Genomic DNA, 25,522 nt, shown 5'->3' on the forward strand with positions numbered 1-25,522 from the left:
ACAGTCTTCCAGGTGCGGCCACGATCACACCAACCGTCCGGCGACCATTGGCCAACCCGGAATAGCTCAGGGGTGCACATTGATGAGCCCTGGCCGCACACCGACGACAGCAGAGCCTATGAATGCTGCTCACCCTGAGTTATCGCGTCGATAATTCGCTTACAGTTCTGGCCGTCAGAGTAGGCAAAGAAGGAATCGATTTCGCGAATCTTTTCCTCATCCGGCATGAATCCTTGACCCGCGCTAGTGGCGATAGCGTCGACGGCGGCATCGTGGTCTGATGCCCGGACTCCCAAGCGCTCATACAGCGCGAAGTCGGCTCCAACGTTGGTACTGTGGGCACGGCGTTCCGGGAACGTGTAATAGACCACGGGCCGCCGCAGGTAGAGGGCGTCAAACGAAATCGAGGAATAGTCGGTGACCAGCATCTGGGCGCACGAGATCAGGTCGGCGAAGCTCTCCACGTTGTCGTATGTGATCACCTCGACGAAGTCGGAGCTCGGGAAACACTCCCCGAATTTGCTCAGCTCCGAGTGAAGCACGAGTTTGATCCGAACCCCCGCTGCCTGCAGCGCGGTCTGCAGCCGATCGTCGCGGAGCAGCGCGGTCCACGACCGGTAGAACTCCGAGGATTCGAACTCAGACTGCGAACTATTTCTCAGGAACGATCGCCAAGTCGGACTCACCAGGATATAGTCGCCGGAGCGGCGCTCCAATAGGTCATGACGGGCGAGACCCGTCAACTTCAGCGTATCCGGCGACAGTCGATACTTGATGTTGTTCAGCAATGCGTCATACTCGGCCTGTGCGGAGCTACAGAAGATGTGATACTTCTTGGACCCCAGCCACGAGGACAGGTCAGACCGGATGACTCCGTGTTGCAGGAAGGTCAACTTGTAGCCCGGCGTGCCAGCCCGAGCCCCATACCCCCGCCACGGCTTGAGATGGTCCTCATCCGGGTGTGAGGTGATGAAGTGTTCGCAGTTGAAAAGTAGACGCCAGTGCGCGACCGTGCCGTAGCGCACCAGGTTAAAACCTTCGCGACGAAGCGTCTCATAGTCCGGGCAATCGGCACGAATTATGAAAGCGATCCGATCATGGATCTTATTCTCGCGGACATAGCGATATAGCGCCTCGGCATTGTCCGTCGCCTTGTTCGGGCGGTCCATGAAAAGCCAGTAACCATTGGGCTCCCCACGGAGACTGTTACGGAGATTCGCCCGCAGGAACTTGCCTGGTGAACGCTCGCCGGCAGCGCGCTTGGCGAAGACAGCATACTTGTGGACCTTGCTAGCAAGCTTCACCGGGCGCACTTCAAATTTCCGGAGTCGCCCACGCTGCCTACGCACGGTCCCCGACAGGCCGATGCTGCGCTGGTTCATAAAGTAGAGCATCAGCTGGCTGTATCTGCGGTCGCGCAGCAGCTCAACTATTCGACGGTCTATTGAATTCTCGGTCAACATTAGACGATCGAAGCCGTACCCCTCGTACGCAACACGAATGAGCTCCAGAGCCTCATCAGTCAGCTCCGGGTCCAGGAGCAGCAGCTTTGGAAAATAGAACGTGCGAATCAGAGCGGCGAGACGATAGCTGATGATCGGTTGGGCGAAGTAGACCCCGAGTGCGTCGTCCAGCCCGCCGAAAATCTTCGGCAGATCCCGGTACAAGTTGAGCTTGATATGACTTGTGATACTGTCGCCCCGGGCCAGCGTATACAGATACACAACGTCGTTAATTCTAGAAATACGACTAGCCAGGAGGAGAAACTTCTTATCGAAGATCTCATCCTCGCTACTGAGGATATCCTCCAGAAATCGGAGGCCATGCTCCCGAATCAATGCGGTGCGGTAGATAGACTTGAGGATGCCCGGGCGCCGAGAAAGTAAATCAAGCTTTACTGCGTAGCTGTCCTGGTTGAAATACTCTGGGGCGATGTAGTCGGTCCAGATCTTATGCTCTGGCCCCTGCTTCTCCGGCACAGCGTAGCGGGCCCCGACGACCACGTCACTCTGATGCTCCTCTATCGCTTTCAGTAGGGTGCTGTAGCCGTCTTCATGGATCCGGTCATCCGGATCCATGAAGATAATATACTCACCCCGCGCACTATCTATTCCAGCATTTCGCGGCCGACCGGGCCCACCCGATCCTTCGTCAAAGGAGATCGGAAAGAAGTTTTTTGGATAGCGACGCACGTATTCGTCGATGATTCGCTGGGTACCGTCGGTCGAACCGTCATTGACCGGAATAACCTCAAACTGGTCAAATGCTGACTGGGCAACGATGGATCGAAAGGCATCGTCGATATAGCTTTCGACGTTGTAGCATGCCAAGATGATCGATACCTTGTACAACGAAACTCCTCCAAACGCCTTCGGTCGAGCCGACGGCAACTGCTTCACCGTGTCTTGCTGGGTGACCGACCGGCAGTTACCCTGGCGGCCGGCGGGCGGGTAACAGGCACTGAAGTTCCATTGACCACCCGTTATTCGATTTATGACGTTCAGTCCCCGGCTGCCACTTAACGCTACCGGCACAATTGCGGGTAAGGTCGATCAATCCCGCACCGGTCGGCCACGCACCACCCGGTGTACGTGTCGTCTGGGCTAGCCGCCCGGGTGCACCTTGAATCACCGCGGTGTCGGGGCCATCAACTCGGTTACGCCGGATTCGCGTGGCAAGGCCCCCGCACCGGCATCCGCCGAAGAGGCAGTCTCGTACGGCGACCGAAACGGATAGTAGGCTGGCAGGAAGTCCTCCAGCAACGCCGTTTGTTCGCTGGCCGGCAGCCCTTCGGCATCGGTGCCGTTCAGGAAAAGGACATCGTTGTTCCGGTGTCGCAACGCGTGCGCCAGCCGAACAGGAGTAGCCGGATCCGCAAGATCCGTATACATGTACTTGATGTCGCCCGGTACCGCCCGGCTGGTTAGGTATGCCCAGTAGTGCTGCAGGGACGACAACATCGAGATGTCCGCCGGATTGCGGAACTGACGCCCGGCAGTACCCAAAACCTCCTCCGGGCATCGCCGTTCAATCTCCTCAAGGACGCTTCGACGCGCCGCGTGCGGCGTGTGTTTCATCTTCCGCACCAGAGAGCGACCAAACTCCCGCTCGATCACGGCCCGGTTGTTCTTGCCGGCGGACATGACGGGCGGCTCATCGACAAGGGGCGGCCCGGAGTCGACCCGATTCACCGATAGGAAGAGTCGGCTACTGCCCCCCGGAGTGAAGAACGTCTGCGGCGTAACAGGACGGCCGAAAAAGACATCGTCATTAAGGTAGAGGAAATGCTCAGCCAGCCCAGGAATGCGGTGCAGCCGCGATTCGATCGCATGAGAATTGAAGGTTGGTAGCCGGCCGGTGTCGCCGAAGATCTCGCGATGACTGACCAGTCTGAGCTTTGGGTTGTCGACGTTCAGCCACGCGGGCACCTGGTCGTCGGTCACCAGAAAGACGTTCCGCACCCAGGGGGCGTAGTAGTGCAGCGAGCGCATGGAGTAGCGCAGCTCGTCCCGGGAGACATACCGTGACCCGTTCGCCGCCTGCCGATTAGCGCTGACCCGACCGTTCTCAGCCAGCGCTCGAGTCTTGCGGGCCAGCCAATCGGGATCGGCGCCGTTGACCCAGGTGTAGACGACATCGATCGGAAAGTCCACCGCGTCCATTGATTTGACAGGAAAGGGGCGACGCGTACGGTAGTGGCTCGTTGACCCATTGCCCCAGTGCCCATCGAAGGTAGCGTCGGGGGCCTCGACGATTGACGCGTCGGCCGGTAGCACCTCGACTGAGGGGTTCGAACGGGGTGCGACGAGCTGACCGTCCTGCTCTTGCCAAAACTCAATCTCACAGGCGTACTGATCCCCTAGGACCAGGCTGCCTCGAAGGTCGGTGACGGGCCAGCAGACCCGGACCACCTGCGCCGGTCCACCCTTAGCGGGCCCTGCATCGGTCCCGACGGTCGCCACCCGCGCACCATCGCCGGCCAACTGAACTCGGACTAGCGTTTCAACCCGATCCCGCCAAGACTCGAGGACGCCGAGCACGGTACGCCCGACCTGCCGCTGCGGCACCCGGAAGTAGGGCACGCCGGCGCCTTCCCACGCGGCCGCTACCCGGTTGATATTGGCGCGACGGACATCCAGCGGCGAGGCCGTGGCGTCAACGCGGGCGGCCGTCCGCGGACGGCCCGTGCCGTTTCGTACCTTCGCAAGGTCGGTCCCGGGATGCTTGTGCAGCACGCGCGCCTGCGGCGGCCGCACCACCCGGCGGACCAGCCAGAGTCGACGCGTAGGCGGAAGGATGCGAATCGCCCGCCGCCGGAGCGGGCGAGGAACCGCCATCCGCACCGCTCGCCATAGATACACGCACAGATCCTTCCAACCTAGCCCCCACTCGGGAGGATCGGGCTCCCAACCGGCATCCAGTTTCGAGAACGGTCACGGAATACCGGCAGCAGTGCGGAAGCCTACAGGCTCCACTAGGACACCGCCAAAGCTTGTCGCGCCCGTCCAATGCTGGGGGCAGTCATGACTTGGGGCCCGGCGGTAGGGAGTCCGGCCCATCGTGGTACTTACTAATGGGATCGTCAAGTGCGGTCGCGGCCCGTAAGACCCTCGCGGTGCACAAGCCAGGGCGACATAAACCCGACAAATCGCTGGGAAGTGGCGCCGCAGCTATCCCATAGCCCTTCCACGCACTTTCCGCGCACACCTCCCGGTCACGCCTTCCAGGGCCCCGTCGCGATCGCGACAGAGTGGTATGGCCGTTTTAAAGTCAAATTTGGGGATTTGGGTATACCGGGCTACTTCGCTGGTCAGCAGTCCGCCTGTCCCCAAGCAAGCCGGGTTCGGCGCTCTCGGCCCGTGTGCTCCCGGCGACGACCTGCTGTAGGTCGTGGTGGGCCTGCCCTCGCACCGGCGATGCGGCATGGCGGCGGGCACCGAACCTGGAGGAGATTCGGTGCCCGCCAGGGCAAGGGCAAGGTCGGTCAGGCGGAGTAGCCGCGCGTCGCGGCCCAATTCGCCAGGGCGATCGTGGTCATCCAGTACGAGCTGGTCGCAGGGTTCGCCGAGTCGGCGATCTGGACCAGACGACCATCGTCGTCGTATCCGACCACGGCGACGTAGTGGCCGCCCGGGAAGGAGTGCCATCCGCCAGCGGTGTCGGTGGCGGAGCCGGCGATGTTCACCACCACGCTCCGGTCCTCGGTGATGGCCTTGACAACGTCGGCCTGAAGCTGGTCCATCTGGGCCGAGGTGGCCGAGCCGCCGGAGATCATCCGGGTCTGGTAGGGATCCCCCTCCACCTCGGCATTGAGCACCCGCGTGGTGTCCTCGGCCGAGTCGGTGCCGAACTGGTCGGTGCCGAGTGGGCCAGCGAGTTCATCCTGCGTCCGCTCGACACCGGTGGCGCTGAGGGCGTTCCGGACGGCGGCTGGGCCGCAGTAGTAGAAGTTGATCTGTGCTTGGTAGTCATACTCCAGCAGCTTGGAGGTTGGTGGCTCCGGTGCAGCCTCCTCGGTCAGGTCCGGGTCTGCCGTGGTCACACTCGACGGCTCCGTGCTCGACGGCTCCGTGCTCGGCGGCTCCGTGCTCGACGGCTCCGTGCTCGGCGGCGCGGCGTTGACCACGACCGTCTCCGGGATCGAGTCGGCGAGGTCGTTGCCGGCACCGGAGGTGGCGGTGACGAGCTGCGGCGAGGTGGAGTCCTCATCGCTGCCAACGGCGAGGGCACCGGCACCAGTGGCCAGTACAAGTGCGGCAGCAGAGGCGGCGGCCAGCTGATACGGGCGCTCCGGGGTTAGACGGCGGAGCTGTCGTTTGAGGCGATGTGTCACGGGTTCCTCCACAGGCTGTCGGGGCTGTGGCGCACCGAGCGGTTGCGCGGGCAGGCAGAAGCGGGCCGCACGGATCCGAAGTTCGTGCGCCGGTGGCCACGAGGGGAGTACGCCCGGCCAGCCGCCGGGCTACGCGGGACGGGTCAGCGCCGGGCGGCAAGCCGGACGGGCACGGACACCGCAGCGCCATGGCGGCAGAACGCCCGCTGAGCGGAATAACGCTGCACGAAAACAGGCTCCTTCCAATACCGCCGACCGGGTTAGCTGACGGGTTCGGACGGGAAGTGCGCCCTACCGCGAAAGTCGCGGATTCACCCCAGGTAGAACGGGTCCCCGGTTCGCCTTTCGGCAATTGAGCGGGTCGGCACGGCGTCGCCTCTTGCGATCGTTGACCGCACCGGACGCGCCGACACTACTGGCCAACCACAACACCGCCAACCCGCCTTGACCTGCTGAAACATAGATCATGGAAGAAATTTTCGGACAGTACTCCCTGCTCCGAATCAATGGGACGGTGAACGGTCACGGCACTTCTGGACAGGAACGGGATGGTTAACCAAAAGTTGGGACAGACTTACTGGGGCAGTCGAACGATCTGAGGCACTTGACCGGTTCGGTCAAACTATGACCGGCCTCATAAAAATCGGCTACGTGCGACCACGACAGCAAGGCACCCTTTGGTTCGCCCTCCGGCCAGGGCTGCATGGGTGTCAGCGCTTCGCTGATGCCGTGGGCGCGGGCAGCGGTCAGGTCATGGGTCGAGCCGGGCAGCGCGGCTGAAGCCCCACGAGGCGCCCGGCGATGTCCGTGATGACCTGCACGTTCACGCCGTGCCGTTGGTGTTTCCCGGAGAGGTAGGGCTTCTGGTCGGCGACCCGGTCGATCGGGATCGGGGTGCCGTCGTAGATCGCGTACGGCAGCAGCCGGATCCGCCGCATGGCGGTGTCCAGATCCTCGGCAGCGGCGCTGAGCAGGCAGATCGCTTCCTGGACGTACCGCCAGGCGGTCGCGACGCCGATCTCGAAGCCGGCGGCGAGGCGGGGGACAGGTGTCGCCGTTGCGCAGGTGGGCCAGGGCGAGCAGAGTCTGGCGGCCCGGTGTCAGGCGCCTCCATCGGGATCTGCGCTGGTGGCGGTGGGCGCGGATGCGGTCGGCGAGATGGTTGAAGATCCGGCTGGACAACGGGAATATGCGGGATAGGACAGCATGGCGAGGCTCCCGGTCGGGGTATCGGGTTGTGGGCGACTTGCTGTCCTACCTGGAGTCCCGCGCCCCTCGATCACCGGGCCCATCGCACCCACCCTGAGCTGCAAGATCAGCGTGGAAAGGGTTCAGTACGTGCCGGACTTCCGGAATAGGTTCGGGTCACTCGCCGACGCGAGAGCTCAGTGTGACTTGACAGCTACCGTCTGGTCATCACGGGTGGTGCCCGACTCGGGCGCCGGCATCCCCTCCAGGGGCCAGGGCCGGGGCATCGGGCTGACTGGCGTGACGCACTGGTGGGCGTGGTTGTTTGGAAGGCGGGAACGTCTGGCAGTGTGGCCATATGAATCTAACGGAACTGTTCGAGTGGCGCGGACGCGACGTTCGATGGCGTCGGACGGGTTCTGGGCCTGACGTCGTGTTCTGTCATGGGACCCCGTGGTCCTCGCAGCTGTGGAGCCCCTACGCTGAGGCCCTGAGCAGCGAGTTCACGGTTTACCTTTGGGATATGCCCGGCTACGGGCAGTCATCGAAGTTTCCCGATCATCGAGTGTCACTAGATCTTCAGGGTGAGTTGCTGACTGGCCTCGTCTCGCATTGGGATCTCCAGTCCCCACATGTCGTAGCTCACGACTACGGCGGTGCCGTTGCGTTGCGGGCCCTTCTCTTGCATGGATGCGCTTTCGCGTCGTTGGCGCTGGTCGACGTGGTGGCGCTGGCTCCCTGGGGGTCGGACTTCTTCCGGCTTGTGCGCGACAACACCGAGGCTTTCAACGTGCTTCCAAGCACCGTGCACGAAGGAGCGCTACGGGCCTACATCGCAGGAGCCAGTCACGTGGGCCTGACGCCCGGCCAGATGCAGGCCCTCGTTTCTCCCTGGCTCGATACCGACGGGCAAGCCGCGTTCTACCGACAGATCGCCCAGGCGGACCAGGCCTATACAGACGAGATTCAAGGGCTCTATCCGCGTCTCGACCTGCCGGTCCTGGTGGCGTGGGGCACGAATGACAACTGGATCCCTGTTGACCGTGCTCACCTACTTGCAGAACTCATCCCCGGCGCTCAACTCGAGTTGATCGATGGAGCTGGTCACCTGGTTCAGCTTGACCAGCCCGTACGACTGGCCACGACGTTGCATCGTTGGCTCACCTCGCAGGCCACGATGACGTGATGCGGTTCAACACCCGCTCGTCGGCAGATCCGCGCAGGTGCGCGGATCTGCCGACGACCTGATCAGCTTCTACGGAGAGTGACTCGGCGCCGGGAGTTGACGATCACAACCCGTGCCGCTCCTACGAGCACCCACGCGGAGCGTGCGGGCTCCGTTGTGGGTACCGACGACCGGGCGTTCGCAGCACCTTGCCCATGACAGGCGACACGACCCCAGTCGGCAGGCCATCATCGATGCCCGCACACGAGCGGACCTCAGGCGCTGACGACATGACCGAACTCGGGGCGCCACCACGCAGCAAGGCGCCCTTTGCTTCGCCCGCCGGCCAGGGCTGCATCGGCGATCTTGGCCTGGCGACACCCGCAAGCCCCAACTCACAAGGGAGACCATCTCAGTTATCCCTATCGAGGCAGCAGACCCAATCGCGAAAAACCTTTTCTTAACCTAGCGCTTCAAAACCGTTCAAGGAAATCTCATCCCGGAGGTCAGCGATCCACTACCCACTTCCGCTAACCTTTCCGAGTGGTCACCAAAACTCGCCAACCACTGCTGAGCGTGATAGTCCCCGTATATCGCGTTGAGAACTATCTCCATCAGTGTCTCGACTCGATCCTTGGTGGGCTGAACGACACCGATGCCGCCGACGTGGAGGTGGTCGCGGTCGACGACGCGTCGCCTGACCGGTGCGGCGAGTTGCTGCACGCGTACGCCACCCGCCACCCGGTGACGCGTACCGTTACGTTGCCGAACAACGTGGGGCTCGGCCTGGCCCGGAACGCTGGGCTGAAGGCGTCGACCGGCCGGTACGTCTGGTTTGTAGACAGCGACGACTGGTTGCCGCCGGGCTCGGTACCAGCAGTGTTAGGGCGACTGCGCACAGATCGGCCGGACCTGCTGCTACTGGATCATCTCCGCGTACACGACGACGGCCGCGAAGAGACCGACGCTAGCAGCCCGCTACTCCGAGGGGTGGACGGCTCCGTCCGGCTGACCGAACGCCCAGAGCTGCTCCGGGTCCAGCACACCGCCTGGAACAAAGTGATCCGCCGAACCTTCCTCGACAATCTGGGCCTGCTCTTCTTTCCCGGCTGGTACGAGGACATCCCATTCAGCCACCCACTGCTTATCGCGGCGGAGCGGATCGCGGTCCTCGATCGGGTCTGCTACTACTACCGCCTGGACCGACCCGGCGCAATCACCGCCACTCCCAGCGAACGACACTTCGACGCACTCAACCAATACGAACGACTATTCGAATGGTTGTCTACCGCCTATCCTCAGCAGACCAAACTGCATGCCGACCTGTTCGGGTTGATGGTCAGTCACCTGCTCGTGGTGGTGGGCAACGACAATCGAATGCCGGCGAAGCTACGCCGCCCCTTCTTCCGGAAGGCGGCCGCCCAGTACCAGCGCTACCAGCCGGCCGGCGGCTACCCTCGCCCCAGCGGGGTGAAAGGTCTGAAACATCGTCTCCTTGCGATGAACAGCTACCTGCTCTACACCGCGCTGCGCACCGCGCATCGGCTCACCAAGCGGCCTCCGTCGAAGCCCGGTGCTGTCCCGGCTACCGGCCCCACGGCGGTCTCCGGCGGGCAGCAGCCCGACAAGCTGACGGCTTCGCAATGACCGCGACGCTACGTCCGGCCGACGCCGGAGACCTCGACCGGATGCGACACTGGCGCAACCACCCCCAGGTACGCGGCATGAGCTTGACCCAGCACGAGATCGGCTCGGCGGAGCACCGGGCCTGGTGGTCGGCTGTGCGGGAGGAACCCGACCGCCGGGTGTTCATCTACCTACACGACGGGCAACCGGCCGGCGTAGTGACCTTCACCGGCGTGACCTCCCCGGATAGGGCTGTGACCTGGGGGTTTTACCTGGACATCGAGGGCCTCGAGGAGCGCGGGGAGTTGCTGCCGGCCTGGATGGGGCTTCAGCGGGCGGCGATCGACCACGCCCTTGGGCCGCTCGCCGCCCAGACTCTCGGCGGGGAGACCCTGGCCGACAACCGACCAGTGTTGGCGCTGCATCGGCGCTTTGGGTTCCGGGTTGTCCGACGCTATGAACGGATAGTTGATGGTACGGCACGCCAAGTGGTGTGGACAGAGTTGAGTAGGAGCGCATGAGCAGCACAGTGAAGATCGGACCGCACCTGGTAGGCCTGGGCGAGCCGCCACTCGTGGTCGCCGAGGTTTCCGGTAACCACAACGGCAGCCTGGACCGGGCGCTAGAGATTGTGGACGCCGTGGCGGCGAGCGGTGCACAAGCACTCAAGCTGCAGACGTACACGCCGGACACCATCACCATCGACCACGACAGCCCGGCCTTCCGCATCTCCGACGGGCACGACCTGTGGGGCGGCGAAAACCTCTACCAGCTCTTCCAGCGGGCGCACACGCCGTACGAGTGGCATGGACCGCTCTTCGAGCGGGCGCGCCGGCACGGACTGACTGTCTTCTCCTCGCCGTTCGATCACACCGCAGTGGCGCTGCTGGAGGAGTTGGACGCCCCGGCGTACAAGATCGCCTCCTCGGAACTGGTGGACCTGCCGTTGATCCGGCTGGTCGCGAGCACCGGTAAACCACTGGTCATCTCCACGGGGATGGCCACGATGGCGGAGATCGACGCCGCGGTCCGGGCGGCCCGCGAGGGTGGCGCCGACGGCGTGGTGCTCCTGGCTTGTACCGCCTCCTACCCGGCGCCTCCGCGAGACAGTAACCTACGCCGCATACCGGTGCTGGCCGACGCCTTCGGCGTGCCGGTCGGCCTCTCCGACCACACCCCGGGCATCGGCGTGCCGGTGGCCTCGGTGGCGTTGGGGGCCTGTCTGGTCGAGAAGCACGTCACGCTGGCCCGGGCCGACGGGGGCGTGGACTCGGACTTCTCGCTGGAACCAGCCGAGTTGGCCGCGCTGCGGGTGGAGACCGAGCGGGCGTGGGCGGCGATGGGTAGCGCTGCGGTCGGCCCCACCCCCACCGAACGTGAGGGTCTGCGCTTCCGTCGTTCCCTGCACGTGGTCGCCGATGTGCGGGCCGGAGAGCCGGTGACCCCGGCGAACATCCGATCCATCCGACCGGCCGGTGGCCTACCCCCGGACGAGTTGGACCGGGTGCTCGGACGCACCTTCACCCAGGACGTGCGACGCGGCACTCCGCTGAGCTGGGAACAGATCTAGCCGGAATCGAACGGGGCCCGCGGTACTGATCGCCTCGGGCCCCTTGTAGCGCAGGCGGGGTGCACTGGAGTTGCCGTCCGGTCTGCGAGCTGTCTGCTCCGCCCGGCCGCAGCTGTCCTCAGTCGTTGACCGTGACCAGCCGAACAAACTCCCGCAGCAAATCGTGACCGTCCCACACCGGAGCGAAGGTCAACGCCGCGCCGAACGGCACGATGCGGTCGACTCCCCGCCCCCCTAGACTCCGGGCTAGTGCCGTCAGCTCATCCCGATCAAAGCCGAAGTGGGTGAGAGTCTGGTCGCGGCGACGCACGAACGGCACCAGCTCCGTCAGGTCAGGCACCGTGACGAAGGGAAAGGTGCCGGCGCCGAGCCAGTGCCGCGGGGTGGCGGAGACCTCGGCCAGGTCCAGGGTTGCCAGGGCATTGCGGTGGAAGACCATCCGCCGCACTCCCCCATCGGCAGCCAGCCCGTACGCGCCGACCCGCTTCTCCACCGCCATTGCCGCGTCCACGTCCCAGCCGCGCTCCCGGACCACGTCGTCCAGCAGGGCGACGAACTCGGCCCGGACCTCCTCTGCCTGCTCCGCCGCGCCAACCAGAAAGACGGTACGGGGAGAGGCGCAGGCCGCCTGATCGAACCAGTACGCGTCGTTGGCGAACGCGTTGGCGGCGTCCCGCCGCCGTTGCGGCGACGCCGCCGCCCAGCCGGGCACCGACAACATGGCGAAGGACGACCGATCAGGGAAGGTGAGGTCCCGGGCTGCCGGTGCGAGCGGATGCCGTCGAAGGTTCTCCACCGCCCGGTCCCCGCCCCAGAGGACGCGCAGGTCGCTGGTGGCACTCAGCCGGGCGGTCACCGCGTCATCGTGACCGTAGGTAACCATGAGCTGGGTGCGGGCCACCACCGGGTCGGCCTCGGCGAGGCTGGCGTTGAGCGCCTCAAGTACCGCGTCGGCGGCCGCCGCGGAACGCGGCGACACCCGGACCACGTTGGTGTTACCTGCCAACGCGGAGAGCGCCCACGAGTAGACGAAGATAGTGTCTACATTGGCCGGTGGTACGTGGAACACTCGCCCTCGGGGAAACACGAGCGTGTCCGGGCCCAGCGTGGAGTGCAGCCGTTCGACCGCGCCCAGCAGTTCCCGGCGGCGGAGGAAGAAACCGAGGGAGCCCAGCTCCGGGTGCCGCCGGGCCAGCGCCGGGGCGAGTAGCCGCTTGGCGACCGCAGCCAGGAAGTCCACCATCCGCGGATCTCCGACCGCCAGCGGCTCCGCCTCACCCGGAGCCAGCAGGTCCGCCACGGAGGCGGCCCCGCCGGCAGGGAAACGCATCCGGAGCGTCATGGGGTACCTCCCTGATAGGTGTCGCTACAGCCGCGCGCCTCAGCGCGGGGCAACCGGCCGAGCACGCTGAACCGCTTACCAGGCCAGTTCCCGTCGTCGATCCCGTGCACCACGCCAAGGTCCTCGGTGAGCAGCACATGCCCGGGGTACGAGGTCGGCAGGGTGCTTAGTACCTCGATGACGCCCGGCGTACCCACCGGCGCCTCCTGCCAGGTCACCGGGTCCCGGATGATCACGTCGGCAAAGTCTGGGCAGTAGAGCGAGCCGCCCTCCGGGCCCTCCAGAAAGACCGTGCCGATCTGCTCGACCATTCCGTAGAAGTTATGAATCCGCGTCAGACCGGTGTCCACACCGAAGCGGCGACGAAACTCTGTGTTGTCGACCGCCCGGTCGGCGAGCTTCTTCCAGCCACCGGAGTGCACCAGGATGCCTTGGGAAAGATCCAGTCCGTGCTCGCAGGCCACCTCGTAGAGGTAGCTCCAGACCATGAAGGTGAACCCGAAGATCAGGAAGGGTGCACGACCGTGCCGGTCCAGGAAGGCCCGTAGCGCCTCGACATCCGGTCGGCCGTCGGCGTCAAGCAGCCAGTGGTGGTCCCGACCAAAGTTCACCATGCCGAGCGCACCCGCGCCCCGAGCAGAGTAGGAGCGACGGTCGCCGACCACCCCACGACCCTCCACGACCAGCATTGGTAGCCGGCGTGGGCCGAGCACGGTCGCGAGGGTCCGGGCGAGCATCCGGGACTGGGTGGACGCCGCCGCCCGATCCAGGTGGATCCGGCTCACCGCACCGGTGGTTCCGCTGGAGGTGAGCACCCGGATCACCTGGTCCTCAGGAACACTCACCAGCTTCTTGGTCTTGAATAGCCGGACCGGCAGCCAGGGCAGCTCGGCCACAGTCGGCGCTTCCTCGCTGACATCGAGTGCGTCCATGATCCGGGCATACGGCGGGCAGGACCGCCGATGGTGCGACACCAAGGCGTTCAGCTCGTCACGTAGCTGCTTCTCCTTGTCTGGCTGGGGCAGCGTGAACACGTCGGTCAGCACTGGTCCTCCAGGGCTCGGTAGTCAGGCTTTCCGGTGGCGGTCAGCGGCAGCGCGTCAACGCTGCGGACCAGGATTCCGGAGGAGTGGGTGCCCAGCCCTTCGGCAGCCTCGGCTCGAATTCGGGCCCGCCGGTCGTCGTCGGCGCCCTCAGCGACCAGCACCAAGCGATCTGGGCCAGCCACGGCCGCGAGCGGCCCATGCTGTGCGAGTGACCGCTCGACATCGTCGAGGTTGACCCGCACCCCAAAAATCTTGGCGATGCGCTTGGTACGCCCGGTGATGTAGAGGAAGCCCTCGTCGTCCAGTCGGCCGAGATCGCCGGTACGCAGCACCCCGCCCAGATCATCGCCCCGGGCCAGGTCAGCAGCGGTCTCGGCGTACCCCATCATCACGTTGTCGCCCCGGTAGATGATCTCGCCGGTGCGTCCCGGCTCGGTCGTCTCGGGCCCCTCGCCCGGGTTGACAGTGATCGCACCACCGGGCACCGGAACACCCACCGAGCCCAGCTTCGCGGGGAGTCGGTCCGCAGGCAGCACGGTCATGCGCGCGGTGGCCTCGGTCTGCCCGTACATGACGAAGAACCGCCCGCCAACCGCGGCCATCCGGCGATGGAACTCCTCGACCAGGTCAGGATTCAGCCGTCCGCCGGCCTGGGTCAGCGTCCGCAGCCGGGGGTAGCGGGCGGGGTCGAAGCGAAGCCGGCGCAGCATTTCGTACTGGTATGGCACTGCGGCCAGCGAGGTGATCTGATTCCGGTCCATGCTGGACCAGAAGTCCCGCGTCGTCAGCGCGTTCTCCTCGACCACCACGGTGGCGCCGGCGTGTAGGTGACTGGTGAGCACCGACAGCCCGAAGGTGTAGTGCAGCGGCAGGCTGGTCGGCGCGACCTCGTCGCCGTCGAGCCCAAGCGCCGCGCCGATTGCCGCGGCGTTGGCCAGCACCGCCGCCCGGGAGAGCCGGACCAGCTTGGGACTGCCGGTCGAGCCGGAGGTGGTCAGCAGCAGCGCCAGGTCGGGGTGCGGGGCCGGCCCGGCCTCCCCGGTGCGACGCTGGTAGTCACCCAGCCGCCGGTCCGGCCCGGCGCGATACCCGGGCAGCACCTCGGCGTCACTGCACAGCACCGCCGGACGAAAGCGATCGGCCAACTCGGCCAACCGCTCCCGATCGACTCGCGGATCAACCAGGGCAATCGGCCGGCTGGCGTGCAGCGCCGCGAGGAACCGCAGGACCGCGGCGACCGTGGTGGGCATGGCGGCCAGCATCGTTCCAGGCGGCTCCCGGTCCAGTGCGGCGGCAAGGTCCGCGACCCGGTGATGTAGGTCGACGCCGCCGAGCGTGGCACCGTTGGCCGCGTCGACCAGACGAGTGTCGGGGTGCAGCAGGCCGTTCATGGGGTGAGACCGCCGTCCACTCCGACCACCTGACCAGTCACGAAGCTCGCCGCCGGGTCCACTAGGAAGGCCACCACCTCGGCGACCTCCTCCGGCTCCCCAAACCGGCCCAGCGGTGTCGCCGCGATCCTGGCCGCCCGGCCTTCGGCGTCCAGGTCAGCGAGCAGGTCGGTACGGATGAAGCCGGGCGCCACCGCGTTGACCCGGATTCCCGCCGGACCGAGTTCCTTCGCGGCGGCCCGAGTCAGCCCCTCAATTGCCGCCTTACTGCCGGCGTAGACGGCCTGGCCTGCGGCCCCGGCGGTGCCCACCACCGAGGCGGTGAGCACCGCCGCTGGGCGTTGTCCCCGCCGCAGCAGCCGAACGCCCTGCTGGAGGGTATGCGCCGCGCCGACAGCGTTGACCGAGAAGAGCCGTTCGATCGTCGGATCGGCGACTGAACCGAGTAGACCCGCCGCGTGCACTCCGGCGTTGACCACGAGTGCGTCCAGCCGGCGCCAGCGCTGGAATACGAGCCGGATCAGCGCGCGGACCTGCTCCGGGTCCGCGACGTCACCGTGCACCGCCAGATGCGGGCCACCCGGCAGTGCCGTGGCAACCTGCTCGGCGTCGCCGAGAGTCCGGCCGTGAACGGCGACAGCGTAGCCCGCCGTGGCCAGGCGGGTCGCGACAGCCCGACCGATTCCACGAGTCGAGCCGGTGATCAGCGCGTACCGCGGGTCCGTCAGTTCAGGCTGCTCAGTCGGCGAGGACGACACCGTGCTTCTCCAGAATCTGCTGCGCGCGGTGGAAGGAGCTGAGGTCGATCACCTCGTCAGTGTCGAGCATCACCTCGAACTCGTCCTCGATCGCGGCGACCAGGGACATGTGCGCAAGCGAGTCCCACTGCGCGCTACCCCGATATTCCAAGTCGTCTACCGGAAGTTCATTCGGAATTTCTAAGGAATTACGAAAGACTTTTCTAAGTCGTTCGAGTTCCACCGCGACACTCCTCACCATCCGGCACACGCGGCCGGATCGACGGCCGAGTGTAGCTGAAAAAGTTGCGCCAAACTTGGACGCCAAACTGGGCTGCCGCAACTGCCCGAAAAGCTGCTAGCATTCGCACGGCCAACCGCGAAGTGCAGCACCGGGAAACGACGACACCCGACCAATCGCGCCCCAGCGCCACCACAGACCCCGAGCGCGGTAGCCGCATAAGCAGGAACGGAGTACCAAAGTTGAGCGTGTTAGACGGTTCATCCATCTTGATTACCGGAGGAACCGGCTCCTTCGGGAAGGCATTTCTCCGAAACATCCTCACCCAAGCGACACCGGCTCGGGTAGTGGTGCTATCCCGAGACGAGCTCAAGCAGTACGAATTTCGTCGGGAACTTGGCAACGATCCACGTCTTCGCTGGTTCATCGGCGACATCCGGGACCGACACCGACTCACCCGGGCAATGCACGGCATCGACTTCGTGGTGCACGCCGCCGCCCTCAAGCAGGTCGATACCGCCGAGTACAACCCCTCGGAATTCATCGCTACGAACATCACCGGTTCCCAGCACGTCGTTGATGCCGCCATCGAGGCCGGAGTGCAGAGGGTCATCGCACTCTCCACCGACAAGGCATCCAGCCCGATCAACTTGTACGGGGCAACGAAGCTCGTTGCCGACAAACTCTTCATCTCGGCCAACCACTACGCCGCCGGTCACCCGACCCGCTTCGCCGTGGTCCGCTACGGCAATGTGATGGGCAGCCGTGGCTCGGTGGTGCCGCTGTTCCGGCGACTCGCCGCCGAGGGCCGGAGCCTGCCCATCACCGACAAGCGAATGACCCGGTTCTGGATCACCCTGGAGCAGGCGGTCCAGTTCGTCTTGGACTCATTTGAGCAGATGCAGGGCGGCGAGCTGTTCGTGCCACGCATCCCCAGCATGCGCATCCTCGACTTGGTCGAGGCGGTCGCCCCGGAGGCCACCACGCACGAGATCGGCATTCGCCCAGGCGAGAAGCTGCACGAGGAGATGATCGCGCCGGACGACAGCCGCCGCACGCTGCGGGCCGCCGACCGGTTCATCGTGCAGCCGACCATCGCCACCTGGGGCTACCAGCCTCCGAGTGACTGCGAGCCGGTGCCGGACGGGTTCGCCTACCAGTCGGACAGCAACGACCTGTGGCTCACCCCAGACCAGATGCGCGACATGCTCAGGATCACCGCGTGACGGCCATGCTCCCGTACGGCCGCCAGTCCATCGTCGAGGACGATGTGACCGCGGTCGCCGACGTTCTCCGGGGGGACTGGCTCACCACCGGCCCCCAGGTATCGGCGTTCGAGGGTGACTTGGCGCGCTGGACCGGCGGAGTCGACTGCGCCGTGGTCGCCAACGGCACCGCCGCACTGCACACCGCCTACGCGGCGGCCGGGGTTGGTCCCGGCGACGAGGTGGTCGTGCCGCCGATGACCTTCGTGGCCACCGCCAGCACCGCCGTCGCCCTCGGCGCCACGGTGGTCTTCGCCGATGTCGAGGAGGGGACCTTCACCCTGGACCCGGGGGCGGCCGCCGCCGCGGTCACGTCACGCACCCGAGTGGTGGCGGCGGTGGACTACGCCGGCCACCCGGCCGACTACGACGCCCTCCGTCCAGCCCTGTCCGGCAGCGACGCACTACTACTCGCCGACGCCGCGCACTCCATCGGTGCCGCCTACCGCGGCCAGCCGGTCGGCTCGCTGGCTGACCTGACCACGTTCTCGTTCTTCCCCACGAAGAACCTCACCACCGCGGAGGGCGGCGCGGTCGCAGCCACCGACCCGGCCGTGCTGGAGCGCGCCCGCCGGTTCCGCAACCACGGCCTGGTCCGGAGCCGGGCCGAACAGCGCTGGCCGGACGAGGGCGGTTGGCACCAGGAGGTGCACGAGTTCGGCCTCAACTATCGACTGCCCGACGTGCTCTGTGCGCTCGGCCGCAGCCAGCTGCGCCGGCTCGGCGAGTTCCTCACCGCCCGGGAACGTCTCGTGCGACGGTACGATGAGACTCTCGCCGACCTGCCCGGGGTGCTGCTTCCCACCCGCCGCTATTGGGCCCGCCCAGCCTGGCACCTGTACCCGATCCGGGTGCTCGACGGGCGGCGGCGCGAAGTCTACGACCGGATGCGGGCCGCCGGCATCGGGGTGCAGGTCAACTACCTTCCGGCGCACCTCCACCCGGTCTTCGCCGACCTCGGCTACCGGCGCGGGTCCTGTCCGGTCGCCGAGGCGTTCTACGATCAGCAGCTCTCCCTTCCGTTGTACCCAGGGCTCAGTGACACCGACCAGGAACGGGTCGTTGACGCCCTCACCACCGCGCTGCGGGCACCGGCGCCGACCACTGTGTGAGACGGAACCGATGCATCACGCCAACCACTTCTACGGCCACGCCCACGTGCTAGCCCGATACTGCGGGTTCGGCGACCGGCACCCGCCCCGGATCAACGGCTATGTTCAGCACGGCTGGAACATCGGCGACGGGCTGGCACCCGGCCATCCGTACGTCGAGCGAACACCGAGTCTGCTCTGGTCTGCCCAGACCCGTCGCCGGGCCTGGGCAGTGGGACGGCGAAACGTCGTCGTTGTCGGGGCACCATTCGCCTACCTGCTCGCGCTGCGTCCGACGGATCCCCAACCGTCGAAGGCCAAGCCGACGGTACGGGAGGGCACCATCTGGTACCCGTTCCATGGCTGGGAGGGGCAGCATGTCAAGGGCGACCACAAGGAACTGATCGCCCGGATCCGGGCGACCGAGCCCGGTCCGGTGACGGTGTGCCTCTACTGGCACGAGTACGGCATGCGCCGGGTACGTCAGCTCTACGAGAAGGCCGGCTTCCGGGTCATCTGTCACGGTTACCGCGGCCACTGGTGGCGGGACACCGACCCGCTCTTCCTCGACAAGCAGCTCACCGAGCTGCGCCGGCACCAGCGGGTCGCCTCCAACCGGCTGACCAGCGCCATCTTCTACGGCATCGCCGCCGGGTGTGAGCCGGCTGTCTACGGTGATCCGATGGTGCTCGCCGACGAAGATCCCACCTTCGGCGGCACCGCTCGGATTCGTAGACAGTGGCCGGAACTTCACGGTGAGTCGGTCAATCTGTCCACCGCCGTTGACATCGCCCGCGCCGAACTGGGCACCGACCATCGCTGCGCCCCCGCCGAGCTACGCGAGTTGCTCGGCTGGACGCACCCTCAGGAGAGTGACCTTGACGACTGACACCGACCAAGCCCAGCAGATCATGCTGCCCGGCGGCGAGATGCTGGCTTGGTCCGACCTCCATACCGAGGAGCTGACCGACGGCGGGCCCCTCGGCGCCCTCAGCGCCCGGGTGGTGCCGGCCGGCGCTCGGGTGCTACTGGCTGGGCCGCACGCGCCCGGCGTCCTCGATCGGCTGGCCCAGGCCGAGGTAACCTGTCTGCTCCGCAGCCACGTGGACGGGGTGGCGCTGGCCGAACATGCGGCGCACCGCACGGTCCGAGTGATCGTCGGCGGCCCGGCGGGGTTGCCCGCCGACGAGACATATGACGTGGTTATCGCCACGTCCGGGCTGGACTCGATGGAATCCATTGAGGGAGCCCGTCTCGGTTGGGACGGAGTGCTGGCCGTGCTGGCCGACAGGTTACGTCCGGGCGGGACCCTGCTGCTACGTATGGACAATCCCGTGGGTCTGCACCGGATCGTTGACATATCCCCCTGGTACGCCGCCCGGGACGACAACCGGTGGACCGTGGAAGGGGTTCTGGATGCCGGCCACCCCGCCAACCTCGACCAGTTGCGCAGCCGCCTCGCCGATGTCGGCCTCATCCCAGACACTGCTTTCGCGGCGTATCCGCACCCCAAGGCGGTAACCGCGCTAGTGGCTACCGGAGCACTCGACCAGGGGACCTCCGCCGGCCTGCTCGACGCCGTGCTCCACAATTCCTGCGCGGACGGGTACGCCGACCAGTCGGTCCTTCAGGACCCGGCCCGACTCGCGGTGGACGCGCTGCACGCCGGGCTAGCCTCGGGGCTCGCCCCCGCGTGGGTGGTGCATGCCCGGCGCGGCCCGCTCCCGGCGGCGGAGCCGACCGACCTGCCGGTGGCGCTGGTCCACACCGGTCCGCCCGACGTGGGGGGAATCGAGGTGGTGACCGCCGGGCAGGATTGGCATTGGCAGGTTACCCAGCCGCCGTTGCGAACCGCGCCGAGTGCCAGCCCGGCGTACCGGGATCCCGGAGCGCTGACCGGGCCGGTTCCGTCTGGCCGCCTCCTGCGCACCCTGCTGTTGGACGCCTGCCTACGGCAGGACCTGGCGCAGCTACGGGCGTTGCTCTCCGGATACGCCCACTGGCTCGACTCGTTCACCGTTGACGGCCGGATCTTCGGCGCGCCGGCACTGGCCGGGTTCGACAACGTGGTGGTGGACGGAGAGCGGTTTGCCGTACTTGACCCGAGCTGGCGGGCTGCCGCCCCGCTTCCGGTGGATGTCGCGCTGGCCCGCGGCCTCTGGCGGTTCGCCACCACCCTGCTGACGGGCGGCTACTCCCACCCCTGGTCTTCCACTCTCGACCTGGCTGGGCTCACCGTTGTTCTTGGCGGGGTGGCTGGTCGTGACCTCGACCGGGCCACTGTCCGCGTGGCGGTGGAGACCGAGGCGGCGCTCGTCGCCGCAATGACAGGTGTGGACGCGGCAGGCGAAGAGAAGCTTCTTGACGAGTTGAACGCCTTGGAGCCAAACTCACCGCCCCCCGGCACCCGAAGTTACCAACAGCTACACGAGGCGTGGCTACGCCAGCGCGAGGAACTGGGCCGGATACAGGCGGTGCTGCGCTGGACCGAAGACCTGATCACCAGCCGGGAACGGGCGTTACGCCGAGCGGACAGCATGATCAAAGTGTTGAGCGGGTCGGTCAGCTTCCGGCTGGGCCGACTGGTCATCACCCCAGCCCGCTGGGCCAGACGTGCCGCCAGGGCGCTGAAGCGACGCCTACGTAGGGCGCTGAAGCAGCGGGCGGTGCGGGGTGAGCAGCAGTGACCCGCATCGTCGGCATCGTCCAGGCCCGGATGGGTTCGTCCCGGCTTCCCGGCAAGGTGCTGCGTCCGCTCGCCGGACGTAGCGTCCTCGGCCGGGTGGTCCGGGCCGCCCGGGAAAGCGAAAGGCTGTCCGACCTGGTCGTGGCCACCAGCACCGAGCCAGGTGATGACGCGGTCGTGGACGAGTGCGCCAAGCTCGACGTCGCCTGCCACCGCGGACCGGTGGACGACGTCCTCGACCGCTTCATCGGCGCATTCGACGCGCACCCGGGGGACGCGGTGGCCCGCTTCACCGCCGACTGTCCCCTACTCGACCCGGCGGTCGTCCGCCTCGTCGCAGACGTCTACCAGGCAGTCCCCGGCCTCGACTACGTGAGTACCTCGATCGCCCGCACCCTGCCCCGGGGCCTGGATGTCGAGATTATCCACGCGGACGCGCTGCGAACCCTGCACCGGATCGCCACCGACCATCACCGGGTCCACGTCACCTCGTACGCGTACACCCGTCCGGAAATGTTCCGGGTGCTTGGGGTGACCCTCACCCCCGACCGCTCCGACCTGAGGCTCACCCTTGACACCGAGCAGGACCTGGCCCTGGTACGCGCGGTAGCCGACCACTTCGGTGATGTCACCGTGCCGCTGGCCACGCTCGCCGACTGGCTCGCCGACCAACCAGCACTGCGGACCCTCAACGCCGACGTCCGGCAAAAACGGCTGGAGGAGGCGTGAGGACGCTCCGGGTCGGGTTGCGCTGCGATGCGGGCCCGCTTCGTGGCGTCGGCCACCTCATCCGCTGCCTCGCCCTGGGCGAGGAGCTTCTCGCCCGAAACGCCCACGTCGAGCTGCTCGGCAACGTGGCCGACGTGGGCTGGGCCGCCCGCCAGCTCGGTGACCAGGGCATCCCGCGCTATCCCGGACCGGACACCCCGAGCGAGTTGGTGGCGGTGGCCCGCGAGCACCAGTTGGACGTGCTCGTCCTGGACTCGTACGAGCTGGACCCCGCCTGCGCCGGAGTGCTACGGGCGGCGGGCATTCGTACCCTCGCCGTGGTGGACGGGGACACCCGCGGTCAGGACGCCGACCTGTACCTGGACCAAAACCTCGGCGCCGGTCGCATCGCAGCATCCCACCGGCTACTCGCGGGCACCGACTACACCCTGCTCCGCCGGGAGATACTCGACCGGCGGCCAGCCGCACCTCGACCGCCGACGCCGACCGCTCGGCCCCGGGTGCTCGCCTTCTTCGGCGGCACCGACGCGTTCGGTGCCGCCACGCCGCTGACCCGGCTACTACTCGCCACCGGACAACCGTTGGACCTGACCGTGGTCGTCGCGCGCGAATCGATCGGAACGGAGTTGGCGATGCTCCGCCGTGGCCCCCAGCAGACGGTGCGGACGGTGCCCCCCACCGACACGTTGCCAGACCTGATCGCCATGGCGGACCTGGTGGTCTCCGCCGCGGGCACGTCCACCTGGGAGCTCTGTTGCCTCGGTGCCCCCTCGGCGCTGGTCTGCGTGGTGGACAACCAACGCGACTCGTACCACCGGGTGATCCGGGAGGGCATCGCGGCCGGGCTCGGCGAGCTGCCCGAGCTCACCGTCACCGGACCGGCCGGGAACTCCGCCCGCACCAATGCCGTCCGGACCCTGCGCAAGCTGCTCACCTCTGCCGAGTACCGGGCCGAACTCGCCGCCCGAGCCTGGGCCATGGTGGATGGACGAGGCCGGGCCCGCGTGGCTGATGCCGTCCAGGAGCTGGTCGGGGCGCCCGCTCCTGGCGGCCTACGGTAGGTCAGTCGCGGTCGATCTGATGGCCGATCACGGCGGGGCCGAGCAGCACAGCGAAACCGCTGCCGTCGCGGCGCGGGTCGGCCGCGGGCAGCTCCACCGGCTCACCGTTCGCTGTCGCACCGATCGGGCGCGGACCGACCCAGGCGACGACCACCTCGGTCTCCCCCTTGAGAAGACGCTGAGAGCGTACGCCACTGGTCGCCCGCCCCTTCGCCGGATAGGCCGCGAACGGCGTCACCTTCACCGTGGCGCCGGTCGAGGTCACCACCATCGGCTCACCGTGGGCGGGATCGTCGGTACGGACCGCGCCGAAGTAGACCACGCGCGCGGCACCGGGGAGGCTGACCCCAGCGACGCCACCGCCCCGCAACCCCTGCGGACGGACCAACCCCGCCGGGTAGCGCAGCAGCGATGCCTCCGAGGTGACGAAGGCGAGACTCTCAGCTCCGCCGGTCAGCCAGGTCGCACCGACCACCTCGTCCCCGTCCCGGAGGCTGATCACTTCGAACTCGTCGGCGCGCACCGGCCAGTCCGGCGCTGCGACCTTCACCATGCCCTGCCGGGTGCCGAGAGCCAGCCCCGGCGATCCCTCCGCAGACGCGCCGAGCGGCGCGATCCCCACCACCGTTTCCCCCGGCGCCAGCGGCACCAACTCGGCCGCGGACATCCCACCGCGCAGGGAGACCGTGCCGGACTGCTCAGGTAGCACCGGCAGCGGCAACACGTCCACCTTGAATGCCCGGCCACCACTGGTGACCAGCAAAACCTTACCGCGGGCCGTGGAGTGGGCGACGGCGCGAACCGCGTCGTGCCGGACCCGGCCATGCCGGCGATGCCCCTCGACCGCCTCCTCCGACTCGGCGGCGGTCCGGGCCACCAGTCCGGTCGACGAGAGGATCACCTGGCAGGGGTCGTCGGCGACCTCCAGTGGGCCGGCCGGCACAGACGCGGCGAGCACCTCCTTCAGGTCCCCGTCAACCAGGGTGGTGCGGCGCGGCGCGGCGAACTGTTTCACCGCCGCGCCCAGTTCGCTGGAGACAACCTTCCGCAGGACCTTCGGGTCGTCCAGGAGCCGGGACAGCTCGGCGATCTCGCCACGCAGCCTCTCCTGCTCGGCCTCCAACTCCAACCGGTCGTACTTGGTGAGCCGCCGCAGCGGTGTGTCAAGGATGTAGGTCGCCTGGATCTCGGAGAGCCCGAAGCGCCGCATGAGACCGTCCTTCGCGGCCTGCGCGTCCTCACTGCCCCGGATCAGCTTGACCACCTGGTCGATGTCGAGCAACGCGACCAGCAGCCCGTCCACCAGGTGCAGCCGCTCCTCCCGCCGACGCTTCCGGTACGTGCTGCGTCGGGTCACCACCTCGTACCGGTGGGCCAGGAAGACCTCCAGCAGGGCCTTCAACCCCAGGGTCTGCGGCTGCCCGTCCACCAGTACCAGGTTGTTGACACCGAACGACTGCTCCAGCGGGGTAAGCCGGTAGAGGTCGGCGAGGAGCACCTGCGGGTTCACCCCGACCTTGCACTCGATGACCAGCCGGGTGCCGTTCTCCCGGTCGGTGAGATCCTTGACGTCGGCGATCCCGGTGAGCCGCTTGGTCTTCGTGACCTCGTTGGTGACTGCGGCGATGACCTTCTCGGCACCGATGCCGTAGGGCAGCTCGACGACGGTGATCGCCTGCCGGCCACGGCTGCCCTCGATCGGGCCGATCTCCACCTTGGCGCGCATCCGCACCACACCACGGCCGGTCTCGTACGCCCGCCGTACCTCGTCCAGACCAAGCAGTAGCCCACCGGTCGGCAGGTCCGGCCCCGGAATGAACTCCATCAGCTTGTCCAGCGTGGCGTCCGGGTGGTTGATCAGCCAACGCGCGGCGGAGACCACCTCACCGAGGTTGTGCGGGATCATGTTGGTCGCCATCCCGACCGCGATCCCCGAGGCACCGTTGACCAGCAGGTTCGGGAAGGCGGCCGGCAACACGGTGGGCTGGGTCAACGAACCGTCGTAGTTCGGCCCCAGGTCAACCGTCTCCTCACCCAGCTCACCGACGAGCAGCATCGCCTCCCGCGACATCCGGGCTTCGGTGTAGCGGGCCGCGGCCGGACCGTCGTCGGGGCTACCGAAGTTGCCGTGCCCGTCGATCAGGGGCGCGTTCAGGGAGAAATCCTGCGCCAGCCGGACCAGCGCGTCATAGATCGCCACGTCGCTGTGGGGGTGGTACTTACCCATCACGTCGCCGACCACCCGGGCGGATTTGACGTGCCCCCGGTCCGGGCGGTGGCCGGACTCGTACATCGACCAGAGGATGCGTCGGTGCACCGGCTTGAGCCCGTCTCGGGCATCCGGCAGGGCGCGGGAGTGGATGACCGAGAACGCATACTCCAGGTAGGAGTCGGAGACCTCGGTGACCAGCGGATTGTCGAAAACCCGTGCGCCCGCCTGGTCGAACGCGGACAGGTCGACCTTCGGGCCCTTGCGGCGTGCCATGACTCAGCTTTCCCCTCGGACTGTTTCCGTGCTCGTGCCGGTGCCCGCGCGATCCGCGGCCGGTCC

19 protein-coding genes, 1 pseudogene and 1 riboswitch are annotated in these 25,522 nt (G+C 66.9%); of the genes and pseudogenes, 10 read left to right on the forward strand and 10 right to left on the reverse strand.

The window, feature by feature from the left end; genetic code table 11:
- Positions 1-116 precede the first annotated feature (116 nt).
- From SALPAC6_RS0110130 to SALPAC6_RS25700, 4 genes and pseudogenes are all read right to left on the reverse strand, one after another.
- Entirely contained in the window at positions 117-2,399 is a 2,283-nt protein-coding gene (locus tag SALPAC6_RS0110130) for a bifunctional glycosyltransferase/CDP-glycerol:glycerophosphate glycerophosphotransferase (protein ID WP_223874255.1), read from the reverse strand.
- A 228-nt stretch (positions 2,400-2,627) separates the two neighbouring features.
- Positions 2,628-3,662 (reverse strand): stealth family protein, encoded by a 1,035-nt coding sequence (locus tag SALPAC6_RS30075; protein WP_223874434.1) that lies wholly within the window; start codon positions 3,660-3,662, stop codon positions 2,628-2,630.
- A 1,322-nt stretch (positions 3,663-4,984) separates the two neighbouring features.
- Positions 4,985-5,845, reverse strand: coding sequence for a C39 family peptidase (locus SALPAC6_RS0110140; RefSeq protein ID WP_026189507.1), 861 nt, complete (start codon positions 5,843-5,845; stop codon positions 4,985-4,987).
- Between the two features lie 222 nt (positions 5,846-6,067).
- Positions 6,068-6,202, reverse strand: a riboswitch (cyclic di-AMP (ydaO/yuaA leader).
- Positions 6,203-6,541: 339 nt separating this feature from the next.
- A pseudogene (locus tag SALPAC6_RS25700) lies at positions 6,542-7,041 on the reverse strand (transposase family protein); the annotation flags it as partial.
- Positions 7,042-7,379: 338 nt separating this feature from the next.
- On the opposite strand from SALPAC6_RS25700, the gene SALPAC6_RS0110150 reads away from it, so the two are divergent.
- The 4 genes from SALPAC6_RS0110150 to pseI all read left to right on the forward strand — a co-directional run bounded on the left by SALPAC6_RS0110150 (position 7,380) and on the right by pseI (position 11,382).
- Positions 7,380-8,207, forward strand: a complete 828-nt coding sequence (locus tag SALPAC6_RS0110150; protein ID WP_026189509.1) for an alpha/beta fold hydrolase — start codon at positions 7,380-7,382, stop codon at positions 8,205-8,207.
- Between the two features lie 522 nt (positions 8,208-8,729).
- Complete coding sequence (locus tag SALPAC6_RS0110155; RefSeq protein ID WP_018253309.1) at positions 8,730-9,833, forward strand: glycosyltransferase family 2 protein; 1,104 nt, start codon at positions 8,730-8,732, stop codon at positions 9,831-9,833.
- Entirely contained in the window at positions 9,830-10,333 is a 504-nt protein-coding gene (locus SALPAC6_RS0110160) for a GNAT family N-acetyltransferase (RefSeq protein ID WP_026189510.1), read from the forward strand. Before SALPAC6_RS0110155 ends, SALPAC6_RS0110160 begins: the two co-directional genes overlap by 4 nt.
- Entirely contained in the window at positions 10,330-11,382 is a 1,053-nt protein-coding gene (pseI, locus tag SALPAC6_RS0110165) for a pseudaminic acid synthase (protein ID WP_018253311.1), read from the forward strand. Before SALPAC6_RS0110160 ends, pseI begins: the two co-directional genes overlap by 4 nt.
- Before the next feature lie 118 nt (positions 11,383-11,500).
- Here the strand turns inward: pseI and SALPAC6_RS0110170 are convergent, their stop codons facing one another.
- From SALPAC6_RS0110170 to SALPAC6_RS0110190, 5 genes are read right to left on the reverse strand one after another with little or no spacing between them, the layout of a single operon-like run.
- On the reverse strand, positions 11,501-12,724 hold the full coding sequence (locus tag SALPAC6_RS0110170; protein ID WP_018253312.1) for an acyl-CoA reductase: 1,224 nt from the start codon (positions 12,722-12,724) through the stop codon (positions 11,501-11,503).
- Complete coding sequence (locus SALPAC6_RS0110175; RefSeq protein ID WP_018253313.1) at positions 12,721-13,770, reverse strand: LuxE/PaaK family acyltransferase; 1,050 nt, start codon at positions 13,768-13,770, stop codon at positions 12,721-12,723. The genes SALPAC6_RS0110170 and SALPAC6_RS0110175 overlap by 4 nt, the downstream gene beginning before the upstream one ends.
- A complete protein-coding gene (locus SALPAC6_RS0110180) occupies positions 13,764-15,161 on the reverse strand; it encodes an AMP-binding protein (RefSeq protein WP_018253314.1) in 1,398 nt (465 codons plus the stop codon). Before SALPAC6_RS0110180 ends, SALPAC6_RS0110175 begins: the two co-directional genes overlap by 7 nt.
- Complete coding sequence (locus SALPAC6_RS0110185; protein WP_018253315.1) at positions 15,158-15,919, reverse strand: SDR family NAD(P)-dependent oxidoreductase; 762 nt, start codon at positions 15,917-15,919, stop codon at positions 15,158-15,160. The genes SALPAC6_RS0110180 and SALPAC6_RS0110185 overlap by 4 nt, the downstream gene beginning before the upstream one ends.
- Positions 15,900-16,142: an acyl carrier protein gene (locus SALPAC6_RS0110190; protein ID WP_026189511.1), complete on the reverse strand. Its 243-nt coding sequence runs from the start codon at positions 16,140-16,142 to the stop codon at positions 15,900-15,902. Before SALPAC6_RS0110190 ends, SALPAC6_RS0110185 begins: the two co-directional genes overlap by 20 nt.
- A 245-nt stretch (positions 16,143-16,387) precedes the next feature.
- Here SALPAC6_RS0110190 and pseB point away from each other — a divergent pair, with 245 nt between their 5' ends.
- From pseB to SALPAC6_RS0110220, 6 genes are read left to right on the forward strand one after another with little or no spacing between them, the layout of a single operon-like run.
- Entirely contained in the window at positions 16,388-17,365 is a 978-nt protein-coding gene (gene pseB, locus SALPAC6_RS0110195) for a UDP-N-acetylglucosamine 4,6-dehydratase (inverting) (RefSeq protein ID WP_026189512.1), read from the forward strand.
- Between the two features lie 5 nt (positions 17,366-17,370).
- Positions 17,371-18,516: a DegT/DnrJ/EryC1/StrS family aminotransferase gene (locus SALPAC6_RS0110200; protein ID WP_188115241.1), complete on the forward strand. Its 1,146-nt coding sequence runs from the start codon at positions 17,371-17,373 to the stop codon at positions 18,514-18,516.
- A 10-nt stretch (positions 18,517-18,526) separates the two neighbouring features.
- Positions 18,527-19,384: a hypothetical protein gene (locus SALPAC6_RS0110205; protein WP_018253319.1), complete on the forward strand. Its 858-nt coding sequence runs from the start codon at positions 18,527-18,529 to the stop codon at positions 19,382-19,384.
- A 22-nt stretch (positions 19,385-19,406) separates the two neighbouring features.
- Positions 19,407-21,182, forward strand: coding sequence for a methyltransferase domain-containing protein (locus tag SALPAC6_RS0110210; protein WP_050563494.1), 1,776 nt, complete (start codon positions 19,407-19,409; stop codon positions 21,180-21,182).
- The gene (locus SALPAC6_RS0110215; protein ID WP_018253321.1) at positions 21,179-21,910 is read left to right on the forward strand and encodes a cytidylyltransferase domain-containing protein; all 732 of its coding nucleotides are present in this window, start codon (positions 21,179-21,181) and stop codon (positions 21,908-21,910) included. Before SALPAC6_RS0110210 ends, SALPAC6_RS0110215 begins: the two co-directional genes overlap by 4 nt.
- Positions 21,907-22,971, forward strand: coding sequence for a PseG/SpsG family protein (locus SALPAC6_RS0110220; protein WP_018253322.1), 1,065 nt, complete (start codon positions 21,907-21,909; stop codon positions 22,969-22,971). The genes SALPAC6_RS0110215 and SALPAC6_RS0110220 overlap by 4 nt, the downstream gene beginning before the upstream one ends.
- A gap of 1 nt (position 22,972) precedes the next feature.
- On the opposite strand, the gene SALPAC6_RS0110225 is transcribed toward SALPAC6_RS0110220, so the two are convergent.
- Positions 22,973-25,456, reverse strand: coding sequence for a DNA gyrase/topoisomerase IV subunit A (locus SALPAC6_RS0110225; RefSeq protein WP_018253323.1), 2,484 nt, complete (start codon positions 25,454-25,456; stop codon positions 22,973-22,975).
- Between the last annotated feature and the right edge of the window lie 66 nt (positions 25,457-25,522).

It is taken from the genome of Salinispora mooreana (genome assembly GCF_000379065.1).
In the GTDB taxonomy this organism is placed as follows: Bacteria; Actinomycetota; Actinomycetes; order Mycobacteriales; family Micromonosporaceae; genus Micromonospora; species Micromonospora mooreana.